At 45.4% G+C, this 15,129-nt stretch carries 18 protein-coding genes; 2 read left to right on the forward strand and 16 right to left on the reverse strand.

The genetic code is table 11. The features are described from left to right. The first annotated feature begins 499 nt into the window (after positions 1-499). Positions 500-1,150: a VTT domain-containing protein gene (locus tag AOQ57_RS04685; protein ID WP_093625669.1), complete on the forward strand. Its 651-nt coding sequence runs from the start codon at positions 500-502 to the stop codon at positions 1,148-1,150. Here AOQ57_RS04685 and AOQ57_RS04690 read toward each other — a convergent pair. From AOQ57_RS04690 to ccpA, 16 genes are all read right to left on the reverse strand, one after another. Continuing rightward, positions 1,061-1,771, reverse strand: a complete 711-nt coding sequence (locus AOQ57_RS04690; RefSeq protein WP_093625671.1) for a TIGR01906 family membrane protein — start codon at positions 1,769-1,771, stop codon at positions 1,061-1,063. The two genes, AOQ57_RS04685 and AOQ57_RS04690, sit on opposite strands and share 90 nt — an antisense overlap. Then, the gene (nucF, locus tag AOQ57_RS04695) at positions 1,752-2,531 is read right to left on the reverse strand and encodes a 5' nucleotidase NucF (RefSeq protein WP_093625673.1); all 780 of its coding nucleotides are present in this window, start codon (positions 2,529-2,531) and stop codon (positions 1,752-1,754) included. The genes AOQ57_RS04690 and nucF overlap by 20 nt, the downstream gene beginning before the upstream one ends. After that, a complete protein-coding gene (locus AOQ57_RS04700; RefSeq protein WP_093625675.1) occupies positions 2,531-3,067 on the reverse strand; it encodes a YutD family protein in 537 nt (178 codons plus the stop codon). The genes nucF and AOQ57_RS04700 overlap by 1 nt, the downstream gene beginning before the upstream one ends. 29 nt (positions 3,068-3,096) lie before the next feature. Then, on the reverse strand, positions 3,097-3,720 hold the full coding sequence (locus AOQ57_RS04705; protein ID WP_093625677.1) for a metallophosphatase: 624 nt from the start codon (positions 3,718-3,720) through the stop codon (positions 3,097-3,099). A 55-nt stretch (positions 3,721-3,775) separates the two neighbouring features. Then, positions 3,776-4,972, reverse strand: coding sequence for an acetate/propionate family kinase (locus AOQ57_RS04710; RefSeq protein WP_093625679.1), 1,197 nt, complete (start codon positions 4,970-4,972; stop codon positions 3,776-3,778). After that, complete coding sequence (locus AOQ57_RS04715; protein ID WP_369688100.1) at positions 4,972-6,006, reverse strand: class I SAM-dependent methyltransferase; 1,035 nt, start codon at positions 6,004-6,006, stop codon at positions 4,972-4,974. Before AOQ57_RS04715 ends, AOQ57_RS04710 begins: the two co-directional genes overlap by 1 nt. A 60-nt stretch (positions 6,007-6,066) precedes the next feature. Continuing rightward, complete coding sequence (locus AOQ57_RS04720) at positions 6,067-6,309, reverse strand: hypothetical protein (RefSeq protein WP_115873936.1); 243 nt, start codon at positions 6,307-6,309, stop codon at positions 6,067-6,069. Next, complete coding sequence (locus AOQ57_RS04725) at positions 6,266-6,703, reverse strand: competence type IV pilus minor pilin ComGF (protein ID WP_093625685.1); 438 nt, start codon at positions 6,701-6,703, stop codon at positions 6,266-6,268. The genes AOQ57_RS04720 and AOQ57_RS04725 overlap by 44 nt, the downstream gene beginning before the upstream one ends. Before the next feature lies 1 nt (position 6,704). Beyond that, the gene (locus AOQ57_RS04730; RefSeq protein ID WP_235789005.1) at positions 6,705-7,016 is read right to left on the reverse strand and encodes a hypothetical protein; all 312 of its coding nucleotides are present in this window, start codon (positions 7,014-7,016) and stop codon (positions 6,705-6,707) included. A 419-nt stretch (positions 7,017-7,435) separates the two neighbouring features. Then, positions 7,436-7,753 carry a competence type IV pilus major pilin ComGC gene (gene comGC / locus AOQ57_RS04740; protein WP_093625691.1) on the reverse strand — a complete coding sequence of 106 codons (318 nt, stop codon included), beginning with the start codon at positions 7,751-7,753 and terminating at the stop codon, positions 7,436-7,438. Further along, entirely contained in the window at positions 7,754-8,785 is a 1,032-nt protein-coding gene (locus AOQ57_RS04745) for a type II secretion system F family protein (protein WP_235789006.1), read from the reverse strand. It lies immediately after the preceding gene. After that, positions 8,739-9,698, reverse strand: a complete 960-nt coding sequence (comGA, locus tag AOQ57_RS04750; RefSeq protein ID WP_093625695.1) for a competence type IV pilus ATPase ComGA — start codon at positions 9,696-9,698, stop codon at positions 8,739-8,741. The genes AOQ57_RS04745 and comGA overlap by 47 nt, the downstream gene beginning before the upstream one ends. A 183-nt stretch (positions 9,699-9,881) precedes the next feature. Then, positions 9,882-10,769, reverse strand: coding sequence for a C40 family peptidase (locus tag AOQ57_RS04755; RefSeq protein ID WP_235789007.1), 888 nt, complete (start codon positions 10,767-10,769; stop codon positions 9,882-9,884). A gap of 320 nt (positions 10,770-11,089) precedes the next feature. Further along, positions 11,090-11,833, reverse strand: a complete 744-nt coding sequence (locus AOQ57_RS04760; RefSeq protein WP_093625699.1) for a YebC/PmpR family DNA-binding transcriptional regulator — start codon at positions 11,831-11,833, stop codon at positions 11,090-11,092. A 72-nt stretch (positions 11,834-11,905) separates the two neighbouring features. Next, on the reverse strand, positions 11,906-12,763 hold the full coding sequence (locus AOQ57_RS04765) for a hypothetical protein (RefSeq protein WP_093625701.1): 858 nt from the start codon (positions 12,761-12,763) through the stop codon (positions 11,906-11,908). Positions 12,764-12,781: 18 nt separating this feature from the next. Then, positions 12,782-13,804: a catabolite control protein A gene (ccpA, locus tag AOQ57_RS04770; RefSeq protein ID WP_093625703.1), complete on the reverse strand. Its 1,023-nt coding sequence runs from the start codon at positions 13,802-13,804 to the stop codon at positions 12,782-12,784. A gap of 164 nt (positions 13,805-13,968) precedes the next feature. Between ccpA and AOQ57_RS04775 the strand changes: the two genes are divergently transcribed. Continuing rightward, positions 13,969-15,072: a M24 family metallopeptidase gene (locus tag AOQ57_RS04775; protein ID WP_093625706.1), complete on the forward strand. Its 1,104-nt coding sequence runs from the start codon at positions 13,969-13,971 to the stop codon at positions 15,070-15,072. Positions 15,073-15,129 lie beyond the last annotated feature (57 nt).

Raw genomic sequence — 15,129 nt, forward strand, 5'->3', positions numbered from 1 at the left:
GGACCCTACACATTTGATTCGTCGAAACATTATTCAGTTTTCAAAGGTCTACCGCCAACCGATTGTTTTAACCAGCCGGCTTAATTATTTTAACATGAACATTTTAACTTGTCAAGAAATATTTAAATATTTTTAAACAAGCAATTTAATGTCGCATCAGCAACTCTTATAGGATATCAGAGTTGCTGATCGCTGTCAACAACTTTTTTATCACTTTTTTGACTGAAGTAATATATGTCGTGACAACGGTATATAACTATACACACTAAAGCGAAAAGTGTCAATAGTTTCACGGATAAATTTTATATTTTTACCAAAAGCGAATATAAGGCCCTGATATTACAGCAAAACCGCCATTACACCGAACAATAAGCGGAAACACAAGTGATCATAAACGATAATGTTCATCAGCCTATTGAATAAAGACTTTCCTTCACAATTTAGAATTGTCTTGATACAATTTAGCGGTAATTAACCAGTAAGTATAAAGGAGCCTTTTATGTCGACCTTAATTGATTTTATTTTACACATCGATGTCCACCTAATCCAAATCGTTAATACTTTCGGAGATTGGACGTACCTCATTTTATTTGCCATTATCTTCGTGGAAACGGGAGCTGTAATCCTCCCCTTCTTACCAGGCGATTCCCTATTATTTGCGGCAGCAGCTCTAGCAGCTAACCCAAGCTATAACCTAAACATCTGGATCTTCATCACCCTGTTTCTCTTAGCTTGCCTTCTGGGTGACTCATGTAACTTTATGATTGGACATAAAATTGGGAAGGAACTTTCTAACCACTCCCTCTTTGGGCGTCTAATAGATAAAGAAAATCTCGCCAAGGCTGAGCAATTCTTCGAAAAACATGGTGCTCCCGCCATCATCCTCGCCCGTTACATGCCAATTATCCGGACCTTCGCTCCCTTTGCAGCAGCTGGATCTGGCTTTGCCTATCGTAGTTTTATCCGTTACAGTGTTGTTGGTTGTGTTTCTTGGGTTATTATCTGCTGCGGGGCTGGGTTCTTCTTTGGAAACCTGCCCTTCGTTAAAGAACACTTCTCATTAATCATCTTGGCCATCATTATTGTGACGCTGATTCCTGCCGTTGTCGGCTTCTTTAAGGCCCGTTTCAGTAAAGACAAAACGGCGTAATATCATTTTAATCCGCCAATATAGTATTCCTAAGAACCCCTCGACAAGGGCCCCCCAGCCAATGGCTAACGTCATAAAGAAGCTGGCAGGCCACAAGTTAATGAGGGGCTCTTTTTTTGGATCAAACAGCCAATCCATGTTTGAGAAGAAGTGTTGGTGAAACCATAAGAAAGCAGGTTCAAAGTTAAGACCAATCGTAAGTAATCCCAGTAATATTAAAATCATTGCCCGCCGTAGGGTAGACAGTAGTCGCCACAGTTGATAATGCTTCTTTGACCACCAAAGCCCCCACCATGAACCGACAACCGCAAATAACGTAAGTCCTTCTGCCATTAAAAATAAGTTCCGGACATCCCTAAAATGACGAATAACTTTTCCATCCGTCGGTAGGTAATCTAAGGTCATTGCCCCCTTTATCCCTGGAAGCTGCAAATATCCCAAAATACGTAGGTAATCATGGTCAACAAGATGCTGACTAACACCCATTAGTCGACCATCAACCAGCCAGTATGATGCATTTGTAACAACAAAAAGGGCACCACCCAAGCACGCTAGTACCATTACTAACGTTATTAAATAGGCGCGTCCCTGGTCAATTAAACTATCCCACCATCCATTCATCTAATGAATCCACCGTGTAGGTTGGCGGAACCTCCTCTCTTGCTACCTGTTCCTTAGTTGACACACCCGTGTAAACCAAAAGGGTATCCATCCCTACGTTGATTCCCGCTTCAATATCAGTATGGTAATTGTCTCCCACCATGATAACCTGCTCTTTTTCCAATCCTACCCGTTTTAAAGCCATCTCCATGATGATTTTCTCAGGTTTACCAATCATAATCGGCTTCGTTTGCGTTGCGTATTCAACCAGTTTAACGAGTGATCCTGCTCCTGGAGTCAATCCTCGTTCGTTAGGGAGGTTGCTATCTGCGTTGGTCCCCACAAAGGTTGCCCCCGCAAGAACCGCTAAAACAGCAATTTCGAGCTTCTGGTAAGTAACTTGGGTGTCCAATCCCACGACAACGTAGTCCGGGCGCTCAGCAGTTAATTCAAATCCCTTACTACTTAAAGCCTCCTTGAGCCCCCGCTCGCCAATCACATAAACCCGCCGGTGGTTTCCCGCATGCTGAGCTAAGTAATCAGCAGTGGCAAGGGCAGTTGTGTAAATGTCTTCTGGGCGAGCCATAATTTGGTGATTTTTACTCAAATTGGTCGCCACTTCTTCCGGTGAACGTGTCGAGTTGTTAGTCACAAAAAGGACCCTTTTCCCGGCCGTTTTTAATCGATTCACAAAACCGGGGGCCTGTTGAATCCTCTCCTTACCCCGGTACATTGTTCCGTCTAAGTCAATAAAGTATCCCTGGTAACTTCGTTTCTGCATTAGCTATCCCTTCTCTTGCGGACAACCATTTTAGAATGGTTACCCTTTCCCTTCACCCGATGAATCTCCCGGTTACGATGGTGATTAATAATCGGTTCCTTAAGGCCTCTCTTTTCTTCATTAATCTCCGTCCGCCCCCGGCGCCGCATCCGTGATCGACGAGATTTCTTAGGCTGAATAACCTCCAGATTCTGGATGATAAAGTACGGGCACCCAAAATTACACTCTTCCATCAAGTAGTCCTTGATGCAAGTAATGCTCTGATCCTCCGCGCTAGACTTGGTATGCGCATAGAAGCCCTTCAGGCGTAGCTGATCATAGCCCCAGTCCCCAACAATATAGTCGTACTTAGTTAAAAGCGGACTGAAACGATCCGCTAAACGTTCGCCATCAAAAGCCCCCCGATAATTTTCCTTTAAAATGTAAGGGTGGCCATTGAGGGTGAAATGGGTGGCATCTTCTAATGTCACCTGATAAAGTCCCTTTCGCTGGGCCATCCGCTGCTCAATTAATTCCTGAATTCGTGCCCGATTCACCTAGGTCACTTCCTTTCACTATTTTTCCATCATACCACGTCCCCAGATTGCTTGACCACGGCGACCTTTTTAGCCATCATCTTCATTACCTTTGAAAAAGATAGCGGGGTTCCAAAGCTCGGCCGTGGGTCTAGGTAGTCTAATTCTGGTGCGTCGACACCAACATTTATGTTCGTTGTCGTTGGAACCATGTAGTGGTGGATATGACCGTGGAGGTTAATAATCTGCGGGGCGTTCCCCAGCATCATCGGATAATGAGTCAGATAGAGCTGATGATGATCATACTTAATTAGCTTACCAACATCATGAAATTCATACTTCATCTGCTTACCTAAATTGAAATTATGAGTAGCTAGGTACTTAAATAAGCTGCGTCGGTCATGATTGTCCTTTATCAATACCAAGTGCCCCTTTAATTGATCTAACAACGCCGCTATTTGTTGGTTTACCTCCCGTTCCGGTCGGTGATTTTGATAGTTGACCGCAATATCGCCAAGGTGATACACGGTATCACTGTCATTAACCCGAGTATTCCAGCTGTCGATCATGACCTGATCCATCTCATCCACACTTTGATAGGGACGTGGAGCAAACTTGTCAACTCCCAACAACTGCTCGTGAAAGAAATGCGTATCTGAAATTACATACTCCATTTTTCCTCCTAAACAAAAGGCGGGAAACCCGCAGGCTTCCCGCTCATTCAAACCCTTAGGCTTGTTTGCGAAGTCGTTCAATATCATGAACGATCATTAATTCTTCATCGGTTGGAATCAATAGAACCTTGATCTTAGCGTCGTCAGCAGAAACATCACGTTCTTCACCCCGAACGTTATTCTTTTCAGGGTCAACCTTAACTCCAAAGTAAGCTAGTTTATCACCAATTGCTTGGCGGAAGTCAATATCATTTTCACCAACTCCAGCCGTAAAGACAATCGCATCAGCACCACCAAGTTCCGCTAGGTAGGAACCGATGTACTTTAGCACGCGATTTTCGTAGATTTCAAGCGCTAATTTGCATTGCTTGTTACCATGTTCGGCAGCAGCTTGAACATCACGCATATCTGCAGACAGACCAGAAAGCCCCAGCAACCCAGACTTATGGTTCAATAGATCAATCATTTCTTCGCTAGAAACTCCTAGCTTAGATTGAACAAAGGCAACCAGGGATGGGTCAACATCCCCTGAACGGGTTGCCATCGTTACCCCAGCCAACGGGGAGAAGCCCATTGAGGTGTCAAAGGACTTTCCATCCTTGATAGCCGTAATAGATGCACCGGCCCCAATGTGACAGGTGATCAGTTTAAGGTCTTCTAACGGCTTACCCAGCATTTCAGCTGCCCGTAAAGCGACGTAACGGTGACTAGTACCGTGGGCACCGTAACGGCGAGCACCATACATTTCGTACCAGTCGTAAGGTACAGAGTAAAGAGCATTCATGTCCGGCATGTTAGAGTGGAAAGAAGTGTCAAAGACTGCCACTGCAAAGGCATCCGGCAAGACCTGCTTAAAGGCCTTGATCCCTTGTAATTCAGCTGGATTATGAAGCGGAGCATATTCTGCTAATTCGCTAATCTTTTGCATCACATCATCATCAATGACAACTGAGTCCTTGAAGAATTCACCACCAGCAACAATCCGGTGACCAACGGCATTAATTTCGTGGTATTCTTTGACGATCCCAAGACCGATTAATTGCTCAAGCAGGTAAGACACGGCCGTCCCATGAGTGGGGAATGGCTTTTCTTCTTCACTGACTTGACCATTACCATACTTAATCTTGGCATGGCCCATGTCCATTCCAATCCGTTCGATATTTCCTTCAGCAACAACTTTCTCACTTGGCATATCAAACAGCTTGAACTTAACAGTTGAACTACCAGCATTAACAGCAATCGTTTTTGACATTACAAATTCTCCTTTATTTGGTTGGGGGCAAGATTTTTAACCACCCAATTATCAATTTCGCGGATAAAGGCAATAAACTCAGGACGGTTCTTTATCGATGGAAACGTTCCCAATAGAACTTTTTTCGCCTGGTGACTCGTACCACCTTGACGTTGCAACAAAAGGAGCGACTTGGCCCCCTGTGGATTAGCAAACAGCTCATCTGGGAGATTAATTAACCCCTGCAGATAAGCAACTGATTGAATCCACTCAACTAATCCCGCCGTTTCTTTGCTTTGGAATAACGTCTTAGGAACTAAGAAGACCCCAAACCCTCCAGGTAACAAGTAGTTTATTGCCTGTTCGATCAGCAGGTGGTGAACATAGGAGTGACCCTCCCCTGCCCGGGTCCGGTACTTCTTTGTGTTATTATCCAATGGGTAATAACCAACCGGCAAATCGGCCACCACTAAATCAACCTGGGGGACATCCAAGTCCCGAATTGAATCCTGGTGGTATAACTTGACCGGAAGGTCCTGCAATTGGGTTGAAACGGACGCAACGCCCAGCATCGATTCATCATTATCAACCCCGTACCCATCAATAGGTTGATTGGTCACCGATTGTAAGTGATTCATCACCGTTGTTAGTAAGTTAGCCGTCCCAACAACCGGGTCCAAAATCCGGTAGGGGTGGTCAATCTTAGTCACCCGCTCAATTAGTGAGGCCATCAGCATCCCAATCGAATCTGGTGTCATCTGGTGTGTCGCTTGGATTGCATCCTTTTGAGTCACCTTTAACATCTCCAACTGTACGAGACGGCGCTTAGTTTCACGATCAGCTGAGCTAAGGTCAATTGACCGGTATAATTGCACTAACTTCGCTGTCGTTTCCGTATCCGGAACCCCATCTTCAACCCGGACCTTTCCCCCATCAACCAAGTTTTCGGCGTTTTCGAGAAAAGCATCCAGGTATGAACTAGCTAAAGCCGTTTGGAGCAACTGTGTCGCCTTGTCAAACGGCTCGAATAACGTTTCTGGACTTAAACGTTCCAGTCGTGGTCACTCCCTTCAAAATCCTAGATGAATTAATTTTACCTAGTTTTGTTCACAAATTCAAGGAAGCCCTTGCTTTCCCAGCCCTGTGCCATCTTGATTCACAGCAGCCGAATTTGCTTGTCTTAAATTGGCAGCTGCTTCGTCTTTTTGTTCCTGGATTAAACGTCGAGCGATGCGTTCCTGGTTTGTCATATAGTTACTGACAGTGACTACAAGTGCCGTTACCCCCACCAGCGCCATCATCGCCAATAAAATGCTAGTTGCTCGGTGCTGCAAAGCAAACCACCGCTGTTTGTTCATGACGTCCTCCCGTATACGTAAATCGAACCCGCCTTTGATCTAATTGCTGCCAAGTTAATTTATGGAGCTTTCCTTCCAGTAGAGGAAGGTAGCCTCCCTTTCCTACCACACTTAAAAAGATAATGGTATCATCCTTGTTTTTCTGCATCCGATAAGGTTTTCCTGACTTCTCACTGTACAAGATTATATTATTACTGGTTACCTTAACTAATTCAAACCGATGCTCCGTTGACTCTAATTCATCGATAAATAGGTACCAGTTTGTTGGTTCCGATGCGTCTATTTTGGCTAGTTTCTGATAGCTCCCCATTACCAGACCAAATAAATTTACGACCAAAACCATCAACATTAGGGCAACTATCGCTTCAGCCATTGTAAAAGACTGCTGTCGCATATCAATCACCCCCAACGGTTACCAGGATCTTATTCTCCTCATCAATAGCCCTGGCTCCCCGTAATGTCGCTTGGATATGGATCCCTTGGCGACTAATTTCAACGTACTTATTGCCCAACATCACTTCATCCGTTGCTTCCTTTACCAAGCGGCTAGCTAATAAATCACGTTCCAACTTCCGGCGCTTATCACCGACCTGCTGAGTGACCATAATCAAACTGGTCACTACCATTGCTAAAATCGTCAGCGCAATTAGCTGCTCAGCGATTAGAAATGACGGGTGCATGCTTCGAAATAGATTTCTTTTCCACACGGTATCCCCCCCATCCCATCTGAATTTTCATATCATATTCAGTCCTCGTCTCCGGGGATACAAATACCCACGTTTGAGGGCTCACAAAACCACCTTGGTAAATACTTACCGTCCTTATTCCTGTATATATTTTTAATGATTTAGGTAAGTGAACTCTTTCATTCACAAATTTACCACCCCGGAGATAGGAAAACGTGATCCCCCGCCCTTCTTGGTTTCGAAGGTAAATATAAGTCGTGATGTGCTCAACACGTGCCCTTGTCTGCGCCTCTTGCCATCGTTGCCTCACGTTCCGCCAGAACTGCTCCTCACTTTGCTCGACACTTCGTTTTTGGTAGGGGACCGTTGTTGTTACAATTACAACTGCTACTAAGCCTAAAACAATGACTACTTCCGCCATCGTAAAGGCCCACCAACGCTTATTGAACCACTGCTTGGCCATCTTGAATCGTTATATTTTCGCGGTTAGCTTGTCGTACCTGCTTTGCTGTTAGGTAATCACCTTTCTCTAACTGATCTAATCCAGTCGGTACATCCCCAGTATCATCATGATAAAGTTCAACCTGATTTTGAATCATGTTAACTAACGCTTCTTGATTGACTGAGGTCGCATGCTTCCGCTGGACCCCAAGATTTGGAACGATAATTAAGATTAGCAAACTAATGATAAATAAGACAATTGTCATTTCTACTAAAGTAAACCCTTTTACTACCTTTTTATTTAATTTTTTTAGCATTTATTCCACCACCTGTAAAGATTGATAAATTGGCATCAGAATACTTAAATACATAACCACTACCACCACAGCGAGGATAATTAGAATAAGAGGTTGGGTTAATTCCAGTAACTGTGCTGACCGTAACGACAGGCGTTTAAAATTTAGCCGGGCCACGGCCGCTAGTTCCTCACCAAGTTCTTGCTGTGTTAGCCCCCGATTTAAGAATGAGGGTAGCTCTTTAGGCAGGTAGTTTAGGTGTTCAAGTACCCGCTCAAGGGGTTGTCCTCGTGACAATGCATCACTGATTCGCTTTCCAGTTAGATACAGCATCGAGCGTTGATCAAACTTACCCACTAATCGGTTAATTTCTTGTAATGACATCCCATTTTCGACCATTACCGCCACGTTAGCAACCAGATAATAACCCCAATAGTATCGGGTTGGCTGACCGAGAACTGGCAAGGCGCACACAAACCGTACTCGCTGCTCAGGATTCATGGAAAACCACCTAGTAACTATCAAAAGCCCTCCACCCAATAGCACCCCCACCAGTGTTAATCCCACCGTTTTAACTACCGGAGGAATCAAAGCTGGGCTACCACTGCCCCAATTACTAACCTCAGGCAGGACAAAGTGAACTACCATAATGACAACCACTGCTAAAAAGGTAAGCAGGATTAGTGGATACTGCATAGCTGCTCGTAGGCGAGCCCGCTGCTTCGCCTGTAGAGATAGGAAGTGTCCCAACTGATGAATGGTATCACCCAATTTACCGTGCCGCTCTGCTAAACGTAACTGGTAATATGTGTCAATAGATAACCACGGCGCCATCGCCTCAGCAAGAGGCATTCCCGTCAACATTGCCTGATCGATTTCATTAAACATTTCCTTCCACTTGGGGTAGAGCCGAGCCGACATATTGACAAGCCGGCGCAGACTGATTCCCCGGTCAATCCCATCTCCTAAAAATAGTAACCAGTCAGCCAACTGCCCCGCCTTCATCTTAGCCGGCCGCGAACTTTTTAGCCGTTTCCTGCGTGATCTTCCCATCTTTTACTGCCTCCCGTAAGTGTTGGTGCCAGACCGTGCTCATTACGTTTTCGTTCGATAGTTTACATTGTTTTGCAAGATCAAATAACACGGCAACCCCTCCCTGCCTGAGGGGAAGTAGGCGCTGATAGCAGGTTCCAGTAACAGCCTGAAGTAGGTCAACCTCACTAACCCCCAATTGATTCATTCGCGAGTAAACTCCGGCAGCACTACGAGCATGAACCGTTGCCAAAACAAGTTGACCAGACAATCCCGCCCGGATCGCCATCTTCGCCGTCATCGAATCACGAACTTCACCGATGATCAGTACGTGGGGACGGTGGCGAAGACTAACCCGCAGGAGTTCTTGATAGCTCATCCCTGCCAGTTCATTTACTTGGGTTTGGATAAACCAGGGCTCTTCAATCTCAACGGGGTCTTCAATTGTCATCACTATCTGATCTTTTTTGATCTCCCTAGCCAACCGATACATGGTCGTTGTCTTTCCCGCCCCTAGCGGTCCCGCAAATAATATCAGCCCACGGTTAAGTACTAGCTGATGCAGGGATTGCCATTGAGTTGGTACTAGCAATTGGTAATCCTCGCTAACGGGATAGATAAAGCGGATTACCAACGATTCACGGCCCGCAAAGTCTCCCACCGTTGATAGACGCAGATTAATTATCCCCATACCCGTCGGCCAACTAATTCCTCCTGATTGGGGACGACGGTGTTCGGTAACAGCCATGTTGGCACGGTATTTAAAGTAAGCAATCACCTGGCGCCCCCCTTCATTTGATAAAGAACGGCGTTCCTTAATCCGTCCACTTTCAAATGAGGCAAGCCGATAACGTCCCTGGTGGGGAAGTATATATGCATCGGCAACTCGTTCACCAATCATGGTGGCCATTTCCTTTCGTAACCAAGTTTCCACGTTAAATCCCTCCTTAACTACTAAGTACGAAGAAACGTCTCGAGGTAACGAAAAAACACAAAAAACAGGCTGAAAATTCAACCTGTTTTTGATGAAGGGTAATTTACCGCTGAATGGACTATCCTCAAAAAAGAGCGCCTCACTTGAGACGCCCAGGGATAAAAAGGTAGTGCAATTTTATTCTTAGTTAACAACTACGTAGTAGCTAGGCGCGTAAGATGACATGCTCGTAATCTTAACAGATTGACCAGGAGTTGGGGCCTGGATAAAGGTCCCGTTTCCGAGGGAAATCCCACAGTGGGACGGTGCGCTGTCAGAACCAAAGAAGACAATTGCCCCGGCCGGCGCATTTTCAACGTCGTAATGGTGAGTTCCCAATGTTTGTTGTTGATAAGTTGTTCGGTAACTGGAACCCAAGCCATATGCCCACTGAACTAACCCGGAGCAATCAAACCCACTTATAGTGTTTCCACCATAAACGTACGGCGTTCCAATGACGGATTGGGCCCGAGCAACGGCCTGAGCGGCTGTGTAAGTTGTCGAGGCCGTTGTGGTGGTCGTGGAAGTGGCGAGCTTCGTTGTTCTTGACGATGAGGCCGAAGAAGCAATGGTCATCATGGTCGTATTTGCCGTACTTGCCCCCGAACTTGCTGAACTTACAGTCTCAGCCGAAGAAGAAACGGCACTATCACTATCTGAAGACATATCTGTAGCACTATTCGCACTCGTTACACCAGTACCTTGATTGGCGACACCACTTTGACTAACTGCACTTGCGGTGTCTGACGTAGAACCGACAGCGTTTGCAGTACTTGAAGAATCACTAGTAGCATTGACTGTGGAAGCCACTCCAGATGAGGAAACTGTTGCACTCGTGCTCGAAGTACTAGTTGTCTCCTTAGTTGGAATCGAGATTGTTTTTCCAGCAATAATTAAATTAGGGTTTTCTAGATGGTTGGCATTAATAATGTTGTCTATTGAGACGTGATAACGCTGAGAGTATCCCCAGACCGTATCTCCCTTTTGAATCGTAACTGTATCCGCATGGGCGGTTGCTCCGGCGGCAGCCAAGCCAACAGCTCCAAAACCTAGGGTAACTGCACACTTGAGTACTAAATTCTTTTTAATAATTGTTCACATCCTTTAAATATTTATCCTTTTACAAGGCCCCCTTAATATAAACGAAATAAATTACCGCATCATTACAAAAGATAAGTAAAACATTAGTATAACTGTGACGTAATCATGAATTTTTACATTTACATTTCGAATGAAACGATTGTGATTTACCGTTATTTCTCTGTCACCTAAAAAAGATAGCTATGTAAGCAAATGGAGGAGTTGTAACAAACTTGTTACAACTCCTCCATTAGGATGATTGAAATTACCTTTTATTCGCCTTGATCGGCATCGTCAACGTAGGCTGCTTCGTAAACGTCAGCCACATCATCGTTGGCTTCTAATTCGTCAATCAGATGTTGGTATTGACCAACCTTATCAGATGGAACCTTTGTCTGGTTTTCCGGAATCATCGTTACTTCAGCTGTTTCCAGTTCGTAACCTTGATCTTGTAAGGCATCCCGAACGGATGTCATCGCAGACGGGTCGGTAAAGATTTGGAACTTATCGTCTTCAGCCTTCATATCTTCGGCACCGGCATCAAGTGCGTCCATCAACATATCGTCTTCGTCCTTGTCCAGACCGTCACGAAGAATTTCAATTAATCCTTGGCGGTTGAACATGTAAGAAACGGACCCGTTGGCCCCCAATGAACCCCCAGAGTGGGTAAATGCGGAACGAATGGCCGCAGCCGTCCGGTTCTTGTTGTCGGTCAAACAGAAGACCATCACAGCAACCCCACCGGGACCGTAACCTTCGTAAGTAATCTCTTCAAAGTTGGCCCCACCGGCACCGGTGGCCTTGTCAATTGCCCGTTGGATGTTTTGCTTCGGCATGTTAGCAGCCCGTGCTTTTTCCATCACCAACCGGAGTTGAGGGTTGTTGTCGGGATCTGGGTCACCTGCTTTAGCGGCTTGGTACAAATCACGTGAAATCTTTTGGAAAATCTTACCACGCTTAGCATCCTGAGCATTTTTACGACCCTGGATGTTATGCCATTTTGAATGTCCTGACATGAACTAACTCCTCTTTTCTTTAAATGATAACAAACAGTCAAATTATACTAAACTAATGCTTATTTTTCAAGCCTATCCCCAAATCCGGCGCCAGACCCTAACCATTAGGCAACAAATAAATAGGCTCGCAGGGATTATTAATAGTGACCAGCCCTTATTGATGACATCAGTCTCAACCTGCGTAATTAAGGGATTAAGACTGGTATCCGTAGTAAGTGATCCCTGATAAAAGCTAAGGGCAAGTAATCCCCCTGCAAATAAGACACTTACCCACGCCATCGCATCCCCGATCGTGATCGGAAATGACACCGTCTTGAAAAAGACCGCAATTACAAGACATAACAGTAGGACCACCGACGAAATAACCAACATCACGTTGGTGACTAACTTACCTATTTTAATGGCACTAGTCACTTCTTGAAGTTGGCTGGTGTTTAACTCCTGATTAACCTGCTGGGTCACCTGATTTTCAATTGCGTTGACCACCGAGCTGTTGTTCAAGTTAACTGAAATCCCTAAGGCCTGTGTCAATTGCTGACTGGCCTGACTAACCATTGAGCTTTCAATTCCAGACAAATCAACGTTAATCTCACGGCCTTCATAAACATCATCAATTACCTGTTCAATCAGCTGATTAGCCTCCTTTGTGCTCACTACCGTCCCCGTGTAGCCACTCTGACTAACACTCTGGTTGACTGTATTTTGGAGGCTACTTGTTAAAGTTGAGTTAGTAAGTTCCTTCTTAGCAAAGGATTTGTTTAAGACCGTTCCGTTAGCTAAGACGGCTATCATAAAAACGAGGGTTGATAAAACGGTCATCAGGGCTAGTAGAAAGTGGCGCCGAACTGGGTGAGGAACCATTTTTACTTCCTCTTGTGGCACAACATCTTGCGCTTGTTGCTGGCGTTGGTACTCTGCTCTTGATATCACAACCGTACCCCCATTTCATTAACGGGTCGTTTGGCGTTCCTCAAAGCCGTGTGGCAAGATAACGTTTTGTTCACTACCATTTTCTTGACCATCTCCCTCTTGACTGTTGCCCATCAACTTGGTCAACAGGCGCATTGAAACAGCACCAATATCATAAAGCGGTTGGGTAACCGAGGTCATCTTCGGCCGGGTAATTTCTGTTAACTTGGTATCATTTGCGGCAATCAATTCAAATTCTTCCGGCACATTAACGCCGTGATCTGTTAAACCGTTCAAAAGACCGGCTGCAATCCCATCGTCAGAAACAAAGGCTGCCTTAGCTCCGCTGTCTAAAATTTGTTGAGTTAGATCGTAACCTTCGCGATAGGAATCATGGGCTTCAAAGATTAGTCCTTCATCAAAAGGTTGTCCAGCTTCTTGAAGGGCCTTTTGGTAGCCCGGGATCCGGAGCTGAGCGTTGATCGTGCTGGTCTTTGAACCAATTACCAGGGCAACCTTATCATTATTGTGTTCTAACAGGTATTGGATGGCTTCTTCCGTAGCCGCTTGGTAGTCAATCCGCACCGCCGGTAAGTTCTCATCATTAATAACTGAACCAGCCACCACCACTGGAATCGCAGAGGAAGAGAATTCCAGGCTCAATTCCTCGGAAATATCGTGACCCATGAAAATAATCCCGTCAACCTGTTTAGCCATCATACTCCGAACCACTTGTAAAGCCTTGCGGTCATCAGCATCGGAGTTAGTCAGGATCATATTGTACTTGTACATTGAAGCGATGTCGTCAATCCCAAGGGCTAGCTTGGAGAAGTAGTCGTTAGTCACGTCAGGGATAACAACCCCCACCGTTGTCGTCTTTTTGGAAGCTAACCCCCGAGCAACCGCATTAGGGCGGTAGTTTAACTCTTTAATAACGTCTAAAACCTTTTTCCGGGTTTCCGGTTTAACATTCGGGTTTCCGTTGACAACCCGCGAGACCGTAGCCATTGAGACCCGGGCTTCACGCGCAACCGTATAAATGGTTACTGATTGTTTTTGCATGATGCTCTCCTTCTTGATCTATTCTGTTTTCATAAGTTTTCATTCCAATCCATAATATAGCAAAGTTCCCATTAAAGGGCAACTTTATGGATCAATCTTATGGGTAATTTGCGTTATAATCAATTTAATGACCACTAACTTTATACCTTGAAAGGAACACCTCTATGCAATACCAAAAATTACATCACCTGCAAGAAATCATCACCCAAAAGGAACTTGACGTCGCCTACTTGAGTGATCCAATGACTATCAAATACCTTACTGGCTTTGGCTCCGATCCAGTAGAACGGGTACTCGCCCTGCTGGTCTTTCCGGACCACGACCCCTTCTTGTTTGGCCCCGCCCTGGAAGTTGAGGCCATCAAGGGAACCGGTTGGCCGTTCCCTGTTTACGGCTACCTGGACCACGAAGCCCCCTTTGAAATGATTGCAGCTGAAGTTAAGAAGCGAGTTGCTAATCCTAAAATGTGGGGCGCTGAGCTTGGCTTTTTAACCGTTACCCGGTTACGGGCCCTAAAGGAACGATTTACAAACGCCCATTTTAATTTTGATCTGACCCCAACAATCGAACAGATGCGCTTAATTAAGTCCGCCGACGAAATCGATAAACTTAACGAGGCTGGTAAGTGGGCCGACTTCGCCTTTAAAGTTGGTTTCGAAGCCGTCCACGTCGGTCAAAGTGAGCAAGCCGTAGCCGCTGAGCTGGAATACGCCCTCAAAAAGCACGGAATCATGCAAATGTCGTTTGAAACACTGATCCAAGCGGGTCCTCATGCCGCTGAACCACACGGAGCAACCAGCGATCGCATGATTCAAGATAACCAACTGGTCTTATTTGACCTAGGGACAATATACGATGGCTACATTTCAGATGCATCTCGGACAATCGCCGTAGGAAATCTAAACGAACGCCAAAAAGATATCTATAAGGTCTGCTTGGAGGCCCAGCTAACCGCCCAGGCAGCTGCTAAGCCAGGCATGACGGCTGCTGAACTTGATCGGGTGGCTAGAGATGTGATCGAAAAGGCTGGCTACGGTGAATACTTCATCCACCGCCTTGGCCACGGGATGGGAATGAGTGAGCACGAATTCCCATCCATCATGGAAGGAAATAATATGCTTCTAGAACCTGGAATGTGCTTCTCAATTGAACCAGGAATCTACATCCCTGGCTTTGCTGGCGTCCGGATCGAAGACTGCGTTCACATCACCAAAGATGGCTGTCTTCCCTTCACCCACACCACAAAAGAGCTACAATCCTTCAACTAATTCTAAGTATCATAATGAAAAGCCTCTGGTACTCAGTTTGAGCACCAGAGGCTTTTC

Origin of the sequence: Limosilactobacillus gorillae (genome assembly GCF_001293735.1) — a bacterium.
Classification (GTDB): domain Bacteria; phylum Bacillota; class Bacilli; order Lactobacillales; family Lactobacillaceae; genus Limosilactobacillus; species Limosilactobacillus gorillae.